The organism is Salinibacterium sp. dk2585 (assembly GCF_008001035.1).
Taxonomy (GTDB): Bacteria; Actinomycetota; Actinomycetes; order Actinomycetales; family Microbacteriaceae; genus Homoserinimonas.
In genome coordinates this window covers 452,538-466,772 of record NZ_CP042856.1, presented here as the reverse complement: position 1 = coordinate 466,772, position 14,235 = coordinate 452,538, and the positions used below count along the sequence as shown (strand labels likewise).

Here is a 14,235-nt window from a genome sequence, read left to right as displayed (position 1 = left end):
CGGGGCGTTTCCTTTCTGAGAGAAAAACGGGGTACAACTGCGCCGCGATATACCCCGAATTCGGGGGGCAGTCGGCCGAAACGCCCACATGCGGGGGACATTTCACCACCAAAGCGGGGGCCATCGCGGGCTATATGCCTATAGCGGCATCCGCCGCCCGAACCCCGTCTGCAACGATCCCACTCGGCTTTCAGCCAGCGCTGCCATCCTGTGCGCCATGACCACCCCGGTCTTCACGGTCGGCCATTCGACCAGGAGCCTCGAAGAGTTCGTGGCACTCGTGCGCGCCCACGGGGTGACGCTCGTCGCAGACATCCGCACCGTGCCCAAGTCGCGCCGTAACCCGCAGTACTGGGAGGACTCCATGCGAGTGACGCTGCCGGAGCAGGGCATGGGCTACACGCGAATCGCTGGCCTCGGGGGGCTCCGCAAGGCCCGCGCGAACTCGCCGAACGGCGCATGGCGCAACCTCTCGTTCCGCGGTTACGCCGACTACATGCAGACTCGAGACTTCGAAGCCGCCCTCGAGGAGCTCCTCGCGCTCACCGACGAACACACCGTCGCGATCATGTGCGCGGAAGCCGTACCGTGGCGGTGCCACCGCTCGCTCGTGGGCGACGCACTCCTCGCCCGCAGCATCCGCGTCGCCGACATCATGACCCCCGCCAACGCCCGCGAAGAGACGCTGACGTCGTTCGCGGTCGTCGACGGCACGACCGTGACCTACCCGGCCAGCGAACACTCAGGCGATGCGGGGACTGTGGAGCCATGACAGCCACCAGGGGAAAAGATCTCGCACGACAGATCACGGTCGCGGTGAGCGCGCTCCTCGCGCTCGTCGGCGGTTTCATCGGTTCCGGCGCAGCAGGAGGAACACAGATAGCGGATGCCGCGGACGGAGCCCTGCAGACCGACACGAGCACGATCGCCCCGGGAGGGCCGGCCTTCGCGATCTGGTCGGTCATCTACCTCGGCCTGGCGGCATACGCGGTTTGGCAGTGTTTGCCCGGCCAGCGTGAAGCGGCGCGCCATCGGCGACTCGGCTACCCCATCGCGGCAAGCATGCTGCTCAATGCGGCCTGGATCCTCAGCGTGCAGGCGGGCAGCGTCTTCCTCAGCGTCGTCGCGATCATCGCACTCCTCGTGGTGCTCGTGATCGCCTTCCTCATCGCCGTCGACACCCCATCCGATGGACCCGTCGACGCCGTCGTGACGGATGGCACGGTCGGGCTCTACCTCGGTTGGGTCAGCGTCGCGACGATCGTCAACATCGCGGCGTGGCTCGCCGACATGGGCTTCGACGGAGGACCCCTCTCACCCGACGCGTGGGGCGTCGTGCTCGCGCTCGCGGCCGGCGTGGTCGGCTGCGGCTACGCTCTTCGCTCGAGCGGACGTGTGGCCCCCACCCTCTCCCTCTGCTGGGGTCTCGCATGGGTCGCTTTCGAGCGCATCACGGGCGAGCCCGAGAGCATGCCCACAGCGATCGCTGCCATCGTCGCGGTCGTGGCCGTCGCCGCGGTGACGGCGCTCACGCGCGTGCGCTCCGTCGCCACCGCCGCTCGCCGCGAACCGCTCAGCACCTAGGCTCGAACGACGCCCACGAAACGAAACGAGGACAGCATGGCAACCATCGATCTGACGGCCGCAGACTTTGAGAAGACCGTCACGGAGCCCGGCATCACGCTGGTTGACTTCTGGGCCGACTGGTGCGGCCCCTGCAAGCAGTTCGCCCCCGTCTACGAGAGCGCGAGCGAGCAGCACGCGGATGTCACCTTCGCCAAGGTCGACACGGAGGCAGAGCAGGCGCTCGCGGGTGCCGCCAACATCACGTCGATCCCGACGCTCATGGCATTCCGCGACGGCGTGCTCGTCTTCTCGCAGCCGGGTGCCCTGCCCGCTCCCGCGCTCGAGGAAGTCATCACCGCGGTTAAGGGCCTCGACATGGATCACGTCTGGGCGCAGGTTCGCGCACAGCAGGAGGCCGAAGGCAACGCCTGACCCTTCCTAATTCAGGAACTCGAGTTTGAACTCCTGAGTTGGGAGAGTGAACTCCTGAGTTCGGAGAGTGAACTCCTGAGTTGGGAGCGTTAGCTCCTGAGGCGGAAGAGGTCAGAGCTGGGTGCCGCTCACCGCGAAGGTGTCGCACGCGTTCGCGCCCCGCTCGTAGCCGCTCGTGAACCACCGCTGCCGCTGCTCGCTCGAGCCGTGCGTCCAGTTGTGCGGCGTGACCTGCCCCTGCATCGTCTCCTGGATGTGGTCGTCCCCAATGACGGATGCCGCGTCCAGGGCCTGCGCAACCTGCTCGCGCGTAAGCGGCTCGAGGAACGCGGTGCCGTACTCGTCCTGCGTAGTCGCGGCAGCCCCCGCCCACGCCCCCGCGTAGCAGTCCGCCTGCAGCTCGAGGCGCACCGAATCGGATGTCGGTCCGGCGTCACCGCGCTGAATCTGCCCCATGGTGCCGGTGACGTTCTGGATGTGGTGACCCCACTCGTGCGCGATGACGTACATCTCGGCGAGGGGCCCACCCTCGGCTCCGAAGGTCGACTGCAGTTCGTTGTAGAACGACAGGTCGAGGTACACGGTCTCGTCGGCGGGACAGTAGAACGGGCCGACGGCACTCGTCGCGCCGCCGCATCCGGTGTTCGTCTGGGCCTCGAAGAAGACGTAGCCCGGCGGGCGATAGTCCTCGCCGAGTTCGTCCTCCCAGTAGGCCTCGATCGACTGCGCGGCGAAGTCTGCGCGGCACTCGGTGCTCTCGTTGGCATCCGCGCCCGTCTCACAGTCCTCGACGACGCCCACGGGACCCGACGACGCCTGGCCCTGCCCGAGGAGGCCACTGACGTCCACCCCGGTGAACTGCGCGATCAGGAAGACAGCGATCAGGCCGACGATTCCACCACCACCGGCGATCGCCGCGCCGCGCCCTCGTTTGCTGGCCCGGGACCCTCCACTCCGCGCGTTGTCATTGAAGGTCATAGGGCTGACGGTACCCCCGCAAGCGATTCCCACCCATTGAAATATCACCCCCGAAAGGGGGGGTACGGACCTGTCGGTGACCGAGCTACTGTGAGCGAATCATTCACTCCCCCTTTCCGGGGGGCACGTGAATGGGGGCCACAGTTCCCGCTCGCCGCCCCAAACCACGCACTACCCGTCCTCCCCCGAGGAGAACCGCAGTCCCAGGAGTCCGATGTCGGGCCGGTCGCCGGCCAGCACCATGACATCGGACCCTCAATCGTTGTTCCCGCAGCGATGGCCGCACGGCGACCGCCCAGCTTGACCCGAATATCGCGTCGCTTCCCACGGTGACGCGAAACCCCGTCGCAGCCCCGCTGCACCCGTACAGCGCCGGCGCGCACAGCGCCGCGCTGCTGACAGTGCCTGTTCGCCGTTGTTCCTGCGGCGTTGCTGCGCTGTGCCCTGCGCCCCCGTAGCGATCTGCGCCAACGACGTCCTGATCGTCGTACCCGCCTCTGCCCGCGGGTGCCCCCACCTGTGCTTGCCATGCCTGCAGGAGGACTTCCCGATGACCCATTCAGGAGTGAGCCTCGGAACCCCGAGACGACAGCTCTCTGCCCACCCACGCAATGCGCTGCGACTCGTCGAGCCCTTCGCATCCAATGCACCCACAGCGGAATCAGGACCCGCGTGGGCACGCCGCTACCAACAGCGCCTCCTCCTGAGCGACACGCTCATCATCTGCCTCGCGGTCAGCGGGCCCTTCATCGCCTGGAGCGCCCAGTCGTCATGGAGCTCGGCCGAGATCGCGGCGAACTGGCTGATCGCAGCTGGGATCGCCCTGCTGTGGTTCACGGTGCTCAGCATCTTCCGCACGCGTGACTGCCGCGTCCTGAGCGTCGGAGTCACCGAATACAAGCGGGTTGTGAGCGCGAGCACTCTCGTGATGGGACTCCTTGCGATGACATTCGTTGTCGCGGGCGTCGGCCCGATCGCCCCGCCGTTCCTCGTCGCCTTCCCTCTGGGCCTCGTCGCGCTCGTGCTTGGTCGCTGGTCGTGGCGCAAGTGGCTCATCAGTCGCGGACGTGAGGGGCACTGTCTCTCGAGGGTCCTCGTGGTCGGCAGCCGAAGTGATGTGGCCTATGTCGCGAAGCAGATCGAGCGGGCGTCGACTGCCGCATACGCCGTCGTTGGCGCCGTCGTCGACGCCTCCGGGTCCGAACCTCTCCCCGCGCAGCTCGGCGGGCTCCCCATGAGCACCGACCTCGACTCTGTGGCCGCTACGGCGGCCGAACTGGGCGCCGACTCGGTCGTGGTCGCCGGACCGCCGCCCGGTCGGCCCGACTTCATCCGTGACCTCTCCTGGCAGCTCGAGGGCACCGCCACCGACCTAGTGCTCGCAACGAACCTCGCGAATGTCGCGGGCCCCCGCATCCACCTGCGCCCCATGGAGGGCCTGCCCCTCATCCACGTGGAGATCCCGCAGTTCGAGGGCGGCCGTCACGTGCTCAAGCGAGCGTTCGATGTCGCGGTCTCGGGAGTCGCGCTCCTCGTGCTCGCCCCCGTCTTCGCCGTCATCGCCCTCGCCGTGCGGCTCGATAGTCCCGGGCCGGCGCTCTTCTCGCAGGAGCGCGTGGGCCGCGACGGCCGCCGGTTCACGATGTGGAAGTTCCGCACGATGGTGACGAGCGCGAGCGATGACCTCACGGGGCTCCTCGACCACAACGAGGGCAAGGGCGTGCTCTTCAAGATGCGCAACGACCCGCGCGTGACGCGGGTGGGCCGGATGCTGCGGCGCCACTCCCTCGACGAGCTCCCGCAGCTCTGGAACATCCTCGTCGGCGACATGAGCGTCGTCGGCCCGCGCCCGCCCCTGCCACGCGAGGTCGAGAACTACGAGGACCACGTGCACAGGCGGCTCTACATCCGCCCCGGTCTCACGGGCATGTGGCAGATCAACGGGCGCTCCGACCTCAGCTGGGAGGAGAGCGTCAAGCTCGACCTCTATTACGTCGAGAACTGGTCGCTCGTCGGCGACATCGTCATCATGTGGCGCACCCTCCGCCAGGTGAGCCACCCGGTCGGGGCCTACTGATGAACGCACCGCACATCTCCCCGCCCCGTCTTTCCTTCGCGATGATCGGCACCCGGGGCGTGCCCGCCGCGTATGGCGGCTTCGAGACGGCGGTTGAGGAGATCGGCGCACGACTGGTCGAGGCCGGACACGAGGTCACGGTCTACTGCAGGAACGCGGATGCCTCGCTCCGGCGTCACCGCGGCATGAACCTGGTGCACCTTCCCGCCGTCAAGGTCAAGGTGGGCGAGACGCTGAGCCACACCGCACTCTCGGTCGCCCACGCGACCTTCCGACGACGCCCGGATGTCGCGTTCGTCTTCAATGCCGCGAACGCGCCCTTCGTGCCCTGGCTCCGTGCACTCGGCATCCCGACCGCCGTGCACGTCGATGGGCTGGAGTGGAAGCGCGCCAAGTGGAACGGCCTCGGCCGCCGCTACTACCGGCTCGTCGAGCGGCTCGCGGTCGCTTGGGCCGACGCCTTGATTGCGGATGCCCGTGGTATCGCCGACTACTACGCCGCGAACTTCGGCGCACCGACCGAGCTGCTCACCTATGGGGCCACGGTGCAGGACGATGCCGGGCACGACCGCATCCGCCCACTCGGCCTGGAACCCAAGCGCTACCACCTCGTCGTAGCCCGCTTCGAGCCCGAGAATCATGTCGGCGTCATCGTCGATGCCTACCACCGGAGTTCGGCGGCACTGCCCCTCGTGGTCGTGGGTAGCGCCCCGTACGCGGCGGCGTACACACAGAGGATTCGCCAGGTCGCGGAGTCGGATGCTCGCATCCGGCTGCTCGGCGGCGTCTACGACCAGTTGCAGCTCGATGAGCTGTACGCAAACGCCCTCGCCTATGTCCATGGACATTCGGTCGGGGGTACCAACCCGTCGCTGTTGCGCGCCATGGGAGGTGGGACTTCCGTGCTCGCGTACGACATCGATTTCAATCGGGAGGTGCTCGGTGAGGAGGCTGCCTACTTCGGTTCAGCCTCAGCACTGTCGCGCCATTTCGATGACGTTGAGAGTGAGCCCGAACGCCACGTGGCGCTCGGGCGGCGCCTTCAGCGACGGGCCCAACGTCTCTACAACTGGGACGCCGTGAGTCGTGGCTACGAAGACCTGGGGCTTCGCCTCGCCTCCGGCTACACGATTCGCGCCTCTTCCCCGCTCCGTGCACCGCGTCCCTCCCATTCGATCCCGAGGTTGCCATGATCACCATGCCCCGCTCCTCCGCCGCCAGGTCTCGCGTGGTTGCGATGGCCCTCGCGTTCGTGCTGGCGGCGGGCGTGCTCGTGCACGCAAGTCCGGCCCTCGCCGACTCGGCGCCGGCGGATCCCGCCGTCTCGCCGACGGTCACGGCTGACGGCCTGCCGACGACTCAGATCAATGGGGTCGCATGGTCGCAGGTCATCGTCGGCAACACCGTCTATGTGGGCGGCGACTTCACGGCGGCGCGACCGGCGGGGGCGGCCCCCGGCACGAACGAGGTGCCACGCACGCACCTGCTCGCCTACAACCTCACGACGGGCGCACTCATCAGCGGCTTCAACCCGACACTCAACGGCCAGGTGCTCGCGCTGACGGCATCGCCAGACGGCTCGCGCATCTACGCGGTCGGCGACTTCACCAACGTGAATGGCACTGGCCTTTCCCGGGCCGCCGCCTTCGACACCGCGACAGGCGCACTCGTCATGTCGTGGCGCCCGATCCTCGGCAGCCAGGGCCGAGCCGTCCACGCGACCGATTCCACCGTCTACGTCGGCGGCAACTTCACGACCGTCAACGGCGTGCCCCGCAACCGCATCGCGGCCGTAAGCGCGGCCGATGGTTCCACGCTTGACTTCAACCCGAACGCCGAAAGCGCGGTCAATGCCATCACGCTCACGAAGGACGGCTCCAAGGTCGTCGTTGGTGGCAAGTTCGCCGCGCTCGGCGGCGTCGCCATCCGCGGGCTTGCGGCCGTGCATCCGATCACTGGTGCGGTGCTGCCGTGGGCCATCAACAACACGATCTATGCCTCCGGCTCCAACGCCGCCTTCACGAGCCTCTCTGCGACGGATGATGCGGTGTACGGCACCGCGTGGGCGTGGGGGCGCAACGACGGCAACCTCGAGGGCAGTTTCTCGGCGAACCCTGCGACGGGTGAAATCGTCTGGCTCAACGACTGCCACGGCGACACGCACTCGGTCTACCCCGTTGGTGAGGTTGTCTACTCGGTGGGCCACGCGCACTACTGCGGCAACATCGGCGGCTTCCCGCAGACGGAGCCCTGGACCTTCTACCGAGCCATCGCGACCACGAAGGCCGCCACGGGCACCATCACGCGTGACCCGCACGGCTACTTCAACTTCGAGGGACACCCGCGACCGAGCCTCCTGCACTGGTACCCGAGCATCAACGCTGGTTCCTTTACGGGCCAGAACCAGGGACCATGGCACATCACCGGCAGCGGCAACTACATCGTGCAGGGTGGCGAGTTCACGACCGTGAACGGCGTCGCCCAGCAGGGCCTCGTGCGCTTCGCGGCGCCGAGTGTCGCACCAAACACTGTCGGCCCGCAGTCCAACGTGGGGCTCACCCCCAACGTGATCTCGTTCAAGGCCGGTGAGGTGAGGGTCTCGTGGCAGGCGACCCACGACCGTGACAACGAGAACATCCGCTACGAGGTGACACGAGACGGCGCCGTCGTGCACACGGTCACGCAGCCCTCCAACGAGTGGACCCGGCCCGTCATGACCTTCACCGACAAGGGCCTCACCCCGGGTGCGCGACACCTCTATCGAGTGCACTCCTACGATCCCTTCGGCAACTGGGCGAGCAGGGCTGCGATCTGGGTGGATGTCGCGACGGACGACGTCGGCAACGACTACACGCAGGCGGTGCTGGAGGACGCGCCGCTTTCCTACTGGCCGCTCGATGAGGACTCGGGCACGACCGCATATGACCACGCCGGCGCGCAGGACCTGACCCTTGCGGCGGGCGCCGCGAGGGGTGCGGAAGGCATCATCAGCGAGAGCGCCGGGATCGACCTGAGCGGCACATCGAATGGCTTCGGCAGCACGCAGTCCGCCGTGCCCGCACCGTCGACCTTCACCCTCGAAGCATGGGTCAAGACGACCTCGAACAGCGGCGGCAAGATCATCGGCTTCGGCGACCGGGCCACCGGCAACTCGGGCTCCTATGACCGGCACATCTACATGGACAACTCCGGCCGTGTCTGGTTCGGGGTGCACCCGGGCGGAGTTCGCACGGTCAACTCGAGCCAGTCGTTCAATGACGGGCAGTGGCACCACATCACGGCGTCGCTGGGCGCCAACGGCATGCGCCTGCACATCGACGGGATGCTCGTTGCCACTCGTGACGATGTCACGAGTGGGCAGGAGTTCAATGGAGTGTGGCGGGTCGGCGGCGACAACCTCGGCGGCTGGCCCTCGGACCCATCGAGCGACTACCTCAACGGCGACATCGATGAGGTCGCGGTCTACCCCGCGGTGCTCACCCGACAGCAGGTCGTGAGCCACTTCGTCGCGGCGGGGAACGCCTCTCCCCTGCCCGCCGCCCCAGCCGACGCCTACGGCCAGTCGGTCTACAACGACGATCCGACGCTCTACTGGCGTCTCGCCGATGACACAGCAACGACGGCGGCCGACTCGGGCATGCAGAACACCCCCGGTACGTACTCGGGCAGCGCGACGCTCGGCCAGCCCGGCGCGCTCGCCGACGGCGACGACGAGGCGGTGGGCTTCACGGGCAACACCGTGATCGGCAGCAACAAGTCGTTCGCTAACCCCCGCACCTACTCCCTCGAAGCGTGGTTCCAGACTTCAACGGAAACGGGCGGCAAGATCATCGGCTTCGGTGACCAGCGCAACGGCCTGTCGAGCAACTACGACCGCCACCTCTATATGCAGGATGACGGCCACCTCGTCTTCGGCACGTGGACGGGATCCGCCAACACCATCACGACGCCGAACCCCTACAACGACGGTGCGTGGCACTACGCGGTCGCCACGCAGTCGAGTGCGGGCATGCAGCTGTACATCGACGGCGCACTCGTGGGCACGCATCCGCAGACCCAGGCGCAGGACTACACGGGCCACTGGAAGATCGGAGGCGACAACACCTGGGGTTCGTCGAGCCCCTACTTCTCGGGCCTCCTCGACGAGGTCGCCGTCTACTCGACGACCCTCGACGGCCCCACGGTCGCTGCCCGATACGCCCTTGGCACGACGGGAGCACCGCCGAACGCCGCTCCTGCGGCCGCCTTCACCGAGGCCGTGTCGAACCTCGACGTGAGCGTCGATGCCTCGGCGTCCTCCGACAGCGATGGCACGATCGCCGGATACGTGTGGGACTTCGGCGACGGCAACACTGCCACGGGAGTAACCGCTTCGCACAGTTACGCAGAGGCGGGCAGCTACACCGTGACCCTCACGGTGACCGATAACGGCGGCGCGAGCAACTCGACGAGTAAGACGGTCGAGGCGACCGAGCCACCGGAGCCGCCCGTGGGCATCGCGGCCGACAGCTTCACGCGCACTTCGTCCTCCGGGTGGGGCACCGCCGATCTGGGCGGGGAGTGGAGCACAGTCGGTGCCGCGTCTCGCTACACGGTGTCGGGCAGCGCCGGGCTGATGACGGTGGCCGCTGGCCAGACGCTCCGGGCGTCGCTCCCGGGCGCCACCTCGGATGATGTCGACCTCCGGCTGCGCTTCTCGACCGACAAGGCACTCACGGGGGGCGGTGAGTACCTCTCGGCGATCGGCCGACAGGTGGGCTCGCTCGACTACCGCGCACGTGTGCGGCTGCTCGCAAGCGGTGACGTGCTGCTGCAACTCACCCAGGGCGGCACGACGCTGCAGTCGCTCACCGTGCCCGGCCTGACCCACACGGCGGATGCCGCGTACAACCTGCGCCTGCAGGTGACGGGCACGTCACCGACGACGATCCAGGCGAAGCTCTGGCCAGCATCCGCAGCTGAACCTGCCGCGTGGCAGACGAGCGTGACGAGCTCGACGGCCGGACTGCAGACGGCGGGCAACATCGCGCTCGAGAGTTTCGTCTCAGGTTCCGCGACCAACGGTCCGATCACGACGCGCTTCGATGACCTGCTTGTGACCCCGACGACGGCGCCGCCGCCGCCGGGCAATGTGGCGCCCGTCGCGGCCTTCAGCACCTCGACGGCGGAGCTGACCGCGAGCTTCGACGGCACGGGCTCCGCCGACAGCGACGGCACGATCACGACCTGGACCTGGAACTTTGGTGACGGGCAGAGCGGCACCGGGCCCACTGTGACACATCCCTACGCCGCGGCGGGCACCTACACCGTGACCCTCACTGTGACGGACAACGAGGGAGCCACCGCGAGCATCACGCATCCCGTCTCGGTCTCAGCACCCCCGCCGGAGGGTGCGGACCTCGCGGCGGACGCCTTCGAACGCAGCGTCTCGGCCGGATGGGGCAGCGCCGAACCCGGTGGGGCCTGGACGCTGCTCGGCGCGCCATCCAACTACTCGGTCGAGGGCGGGGCCGGCGTCATGGCGACCCCGGCGGGCAGTACGCGCCGCGCCACCCTCCCCGCCGTGAGTTCGACATCGACAGACGTGCGAGCCGCGTTCTCGATCGATCGAGCGCTGACCGGCGGAGGCGCCTACGTCTCTGTGATCGGGCGGCAGTCCGCCGAGAATGACTACCGTGCGCGCATCCGGCTGCTCGCCACCGGCCAGGTCATCCTGCAGCTCGTCGAGGGCGGCACGGTCTTGCAGACTCGCACCCTCCCCGGATTCACCTATGCGCCGGGAGAACAACTCCAGGTGCACCTCCAGGTGTTCGGGACAGCGCCGACGACGATCAGGGCTTCGCTGTGGAAGACCGGGCAACCCGAGCCCTCCGCGTGGGAGCTCACCGCGACAAGCACCACGGGCACCCTCCAGGCTGCGGGTCCACTCGGCCTCGAGTCCTACCTGACTGCTTCAGCGACCAACGGGCCAACGCTCGTGCGTTTCGACGACCTCGTTGTGGGTGAAGTGACGTGAGCATGACACGTCGCCACAGGCACGGGGATGCTGACCCCGGCGTCGTGCTCATGGCGCATCCGGGCGGGGAGCTCTATGGTTCAGACCGCATGTTCCTCGAGAGCGTGCAGGCGATGACCGATGCGGGTGCGCGCGTATGGGTCGCGCTGTCATCGGCGGGGCCCCTCGCCGCCATGCTGCGCGACCGTGGCGCCGACGCGACGATCTGCCGCAGCCCCGTGCTCCGCAAGAGCGCGCTGAGTCCGCGCGGCTTCCTGCGTCTCGTTGCCTGCACCTTCGGTGGCATCGTCGACGGTTGGCACCTTCTCTCACGCGTGAAGCCCGACCGTGTCTACGTCAGCACGGTGACGGTGCCCCTGTGGATCGTGCTTGCACGACTGCGGGGCATTCCCGTGCTCTGCCACGTGCACGAAGCCGAGGCATCCGCCCCCGCAGTGGTGCGCGCCGCCATCGCCGCACCGCTGCTCCTCGCAGAGAACGTCATCGCGAACAGCCGGTTCAGCGTCGCAGTGCTCGGGCGCTCCTTCCGGTCGATCGCTCGCCGTGCCGTCCTCGTGCACAACGGGGTGCCGGGCCCGGTCGAGCGGATGCCAGCACGGGAGCAACTCGACGGAATCCTCCGCATTGCCTATGTGGGCAGGCTCTCGCCGCGGAAGGGCGTCGATGTGGTCGTGGATGCTGTAGGGCAGTTGGCCGCGAGAGGCGTTCGGGCACGGCTCGATGTCATAGGGACGGTCTTCGCTGGTTACGAGTGGTACGAGCAGGAACTCCGCGAGCGGGCGGAACGCCTGGGCGCTGACGACGCAGTGCGCTTCCACGGCTTCGTCCCCTCCGTATGGGCACTCGTCGCCGAGAGCGACGTCGTCGTGGTGCCCTCGCGACACGACGAGCCCTTCGGCAACACGGCCGTCGAGGCGCTCCTCTGCGGGCGTCCCGTCATCGCGAGCGGCACGAGCGGCCTTCTCGAGGCCACGGCGGGTTTCGCGGCCGCACGCACGGTCACACCCGGCGACCCGGTTGCCCTCGCCGACGCGCTGGAATCCGTCAGCATGGACTGGGCACAGCTCCGCGAAGCGGCGTGGCGCGACGTCGGTCTTGTCGACCGCCGACACGACCCCGCGCTCTACCGTCAGACGATCGCCGACCTGATGCTGTCGATGCAGCCGCGGCACGGCCGCCGGGCCCCCGTCTCGCCCGCCTCGCCCGCCTTCAGCGAGGGGAGGGCGATGTGACTGCGAACACCCTCCTCGTGACGGTCGCCGTGCTCACCTACCGGCGCCCCGATGACCTCGCGGAGCTCCTCCCGCAGCTGTGTGAGCAGGCAGAGGCCTCTCGCGATGATGTGAAGGTCCTCGTCGTCGACAACGATGCACTCGCCGGTGCCCGCGAACTCTGCGAACAATTCGCGCCCCGGAGTGTGCACTACCTCCACGAACCTACGCCGGGGATCTCATCAGCCCGAAACAGGGCCTTGGACGCGAGCGTCGGGGATGACGTGCTCGTCTACATCGATGATGATGAGCGTCCGCTCGACGGCTGGCTCGAGAGCATGCTGGTCCTCTATCGCGAGCGCCGGCCAGCCGGTGTCGTGGGGCCCGTCATCTCTCGCTTCGATGGAGAGCCGGAGCCGTTCGTCGCCGCGGGGCGATTCTTCGACCGTCGACGGCTCCCCACGGGCACCGCGGTCGATGTGGCGGCGACCAACAACCTGTTACTCGATTTGCGCCAGGTGGGGGCACTCCGCTTCGACCCCGAGTTCGGCCTGTCCGGAGGGTCGGACACGCTCTTCACGCGCCAGCTGGTCGCGAGGGGTGGCCAACTGCTCTGGTGCGACGAGGCGATCGTGGTTGACGTTGTGCCCGCAGCGCGACTCACACGCAGCTGGGTGCTGCGCCGGGCGTTCCGCAGCGGCAACTCCTGGAGCCGCACGAGCATCCGGCTCGCACGCACGCCCCTGCACCGCGCATTGACCCGCCTGGACCTGAGCTCGCGCGGGCTTGCCCGAGTCATCTCAGGAGCAGGACTTCGCGCCATCGGCGCCCTCACCCGAACGGGCCATCTGCAGGCGAAGGGACTGCGACGATTGCAGCGAGGTGGCGGGATGCTGACCGGAGCGTGGGGGCACGTCTACTCGGAGTACGGGCGATGAGCACGCTTCGCGAGGGCACGACGATAGGCGGCAACGTGGGCCTCGCCCAGGAGCAGCCACGATCGACGCGACAGGTCTGGGGCGCCGGCGGGGGTGCCTGCCGCGAGCGCCTCGCTGAGTGTCTCCCCCGTGAGTTCCCCTTGATAGCGTCGCACCCACGCCTCGCCTACCTCCTCCGCGATGGCCGCGGTCGCCGGGTTGTCGGGCACAAGCACGGGGCGCCCCAAGGAGAGGGCAAGGAGCATGGCCCCCGAATTGTGCAGGTCTCGGTACGGCAGCGCCACGAGGCTCGCCTCGCCGAACTCTCGTATGAGCTGGTCGTCGTCCGCGTATCCGAAGGTGAGCTGGATGCGCTCGTCGCCATCGGCGATGGACCTGAGCTCCTCGGCAAGGGCGGCAGGATCGGGGCGGCCGACGATGTGGAGGCTCGCCGCGGCATCCGGCACAGTCGTGAACGACCTGGCGAGTGCCGGCACGTTCTTATAAGCACGGATGAGCCCGAAGAACAGGAGTCGACCTTCCCGCGGCGTCGGGAGTTCCCGGCTCGCATACCAGTCCGCGTAGTGGCCGTGGGGGATCACGACCCGCTCGGCGGCGGCGGCAATCGGCGTCGTGTCGTTGAGCAGCACCCAGACATCGGTGGCACGGTCGAGTCGCGCGAGGATGAACTCCACGAGGCGGCCGCGGCCCTCATGTGGCCGCACATTGTGCGCGGTGCGCACGAGCGCTCCACGCCCGAGCCGGAGGCGCAGCTCGAGCGCGAGGCAGAGCGCAGCACCGACAAGGGTGCGGAGTCGGCTCTCACGCACGAAGAGAAGCTCGGGCCAGTGCACGTGGAGCACATCCCAGCGCCCGAGGATCGCGCGCGGCCACGAGAAGAGGCGCACGTCAGCCGAGCGCTTCAGCGCTTGCACGAGTTGCACCAGGTAGGGGTTGGTGGTGTCGCGAAGCTCCCGCACGGACTGCAGCACGATGAGGCGCCGCCCGGCGCGTGCTGTTCCTGCCATGCTGGGCCCT

At 68.1% G+C, this 14,235-nt stretch carries 10 protein-coding genes; 8 read left to right on the top strand and 2 right to left on the bottom strand.

Translation table 11 applies throughout. The annotated features are described in order from the left end of the window. Positions 1-217 precede the first annotated feature (217 nt). From FVA74_RS02160 to trxA, 3 genes are read left to right on the top strand one after another with little or no spacing between them, the layout of a single operon-like run. On the top strand, positions 218-772 hold the full coding sequence (locus tag FVA74_RS02160) for a DUF488 family protein (protein ID WP_147720153.1): 555 nt from the start codon (positions 218-220) through the stop codon (positions 770-772). Then, positions 769-1,584 carry a TspO/MBR family protein gene (locus tag FVA74_RS02155; protein WP_147720152.1) on the top strand — a complete coding sequence of 272 codons (816 nt, stop codon included), beginning with the start codon at positions 769-771 and terminating at the stop codon, positions 1,582-1,584. Before FVA74_RS02160 ends, FVA74_RS02155 begins: the two co-directional genes overlap by 4 nt. Positions 1,585-1,620: 36 nt before the next feature. Continuing rightward, complete coding sequence (gene trxA / locus FVA74_RS02150) at positions 1,621-1,998, top strand: thioredoxin (protein ID WP_147720151.1); 378 nt, start codon at positions 1,621-1,623, stop codon at positions 1,996-1,998. Between the two features lie 111 nt (positions 1,999-2,109). On the opposite strand, the gene FVA74_RS02145 is transcribed toward trxA, so the two are convergent. Continuing rightward, positions 2,110-2,976 carry a neutral zinc metallopeptidase gene (locus FVA74_RS02145; protein WP_147720150.1) on the bottom strand — a complete coding sequence of 289 codons (867 nt, stop codon included), beginning with the start codon at positions 2,974-2,976 and terminating at the stop codon, positions 2,110-2,112. A gap of 550 nt (positions 2,977-3,526) precedes the next feature. Here FVA74_RS02145 and FVA74_RS02140 point away from each other — a divergent pair. Genes FVA74_RS02140 through FVA74_RS02120 form a run of 5 tightly spaced genes read left to right on the top strand, consistent with a single transcriptional unit; the run spans position 3,527 to position 13,218 of the window. Further along, positions 3,527-5,053 (top strand): sugar transferase, encoded by a 1,527-nt coding sequence (locus FVA74_RS02140; protein ID WP_147720149.1) that lies wholly within the window; start codon positions 3,527-3,529, stop codon positions 5,051-5,053. Continuing rightward, complete coding sequence (locus tag FVA74_RS02135; RefSeq protein ID WP_147720148.1) at positions 5,053-6,246, top strand: glycosyltransferase; 1,194 nt, start codon at positions 5,053-5,055, stop codon at positions 6,244-6,246. The genes FVA74_RS02140 and FVA74_RS02135 overlap by 1 nt, the downstream gene beginning before the upstream one ends. Beyond that, complete coding sequence (locus tag FVA74_RS02130; RefSeq protein ID WP_240792278.1) at positions 6,243-11,069, top strand: PKD domain-containing protein; 4,827 nt, start codon at positions 6,243-6,245, stop codon at positions 11,067-11,069. Before FVA74_RS02135 ends, FVA74_RS02130 begins: the two co-directional genes overlap by 4 nt. 2 nt (positions 11,070-11,071) lie before the next feature. Next, positions 11,072-12,301, top strand: a complete 1,230-nt coding sequence (locus tag FVA74_RS02125; protein ID WP_147723018.1) for a glycosyltransferase family 4 protein — start codon at positions 11,072-11,074, stop codon at positions 12,299-12,301. Continuing rightward, on the top strand, positions 12,298-13,218 hold the full coding sequence (locus tag FVA74_RS02120; protein WP_240792277.1) for a glycosyltransferase family 2 protein: 921 nt from the start codon (positions 12,298-12,300) through the stop codon (positions 13,216-13,218). The genes FVA74_RS02125 and FVA74_RS02120 overlap by 4 nt, the downstream gene beginning before the upstream one ends. On the opposite strand, the gene FVA74_RS02115 is transcribed toward FVA74_RS02120, so the two are convergent. Next, the gene (locus FVA74_RS02115; protein WP_147720147.1) at positions 13,197-14,225 is read right to left on the bottom strand and encodes a glycosyltransferase; all 1,029 of its coding nucleotides are present in this window, start codon (positions 14,223-14,225) and stop codon (positions 13,197-13,199) included. The two genes, FVA74_RS02120 and FVA74_RS02115, sit on opposite strands and share 22 nt — an antisense overlap. Positions 14,226-14,235: the final 10 nt, after the last annotated feature.

Excerpts from the sequence above, each read along its gene's own strand:
- FVA74_RS02160 (WP_147720153.1), top strand. The coding sequence starts at position 218 with ATGACCACCCCGGTCTTCACGGTCGGCCATTCGACCAGGAGCCTCGAA.
- trxA (WP_147720151.1), top strand. The coding sequence starts at position 1,621 with ATGGCAACCATCGATCTGACGGCCGCAGACTTTGAGAAGACCGTCACG.
- FVA74_RS02140 (WP_147720149.1), top strand. The coding sequence starts at position 3,527 with ATGACCCATTCAGGAGTGAGCCTCGGAACCCCGAGACGACAGCTCTCT.
- FVA74_RS02125 (WP_147723018.1), top strand. The coding sequence starts at position 11,072 with ATGACACGTCGCCACAGGCACGGGGATGCTGACCCCGGCGTCGTGCTC.
- FVA74_RS02135 (WP_147720148.1), top strand. The coding sequence starts at position 5,053 with ATGAACGCACCGCACATCTCCCCGCCCCGTCTTTCCTTCGCGATGATC.
- FVA74_RS02155 (WP_147720152.1), top strand. The coding sequence starts at position 769 with ATGACAGCCACCAGGGGAAAAGATCTCGCACGACAGATCACGGTCGCG.
- FVA74_RS02130 (WP_240792278.1), top strand. The coding sequence starts at position 6,243 with ATGATCACCATGCCCCGCTCCTCCGCCGCCAGGTCTCGCGTGGTTGCG.
- FVA74_RS02145 (WP_147720150.1), bottom strand. The coding sequence starts at position 2,976 with ATGACCTTCAATGACAACGCGCGGAGTGGAGGGTCCCGGGCCAGCAAA.
- FVA74_RS02115 (WP_147720147.1), bottom strand. The coding sequence starts at position 14,225 with ATGGCAGGAACAGCACGCGCCGGGCGGCGCCTCATCGTGCTGCAGTCC.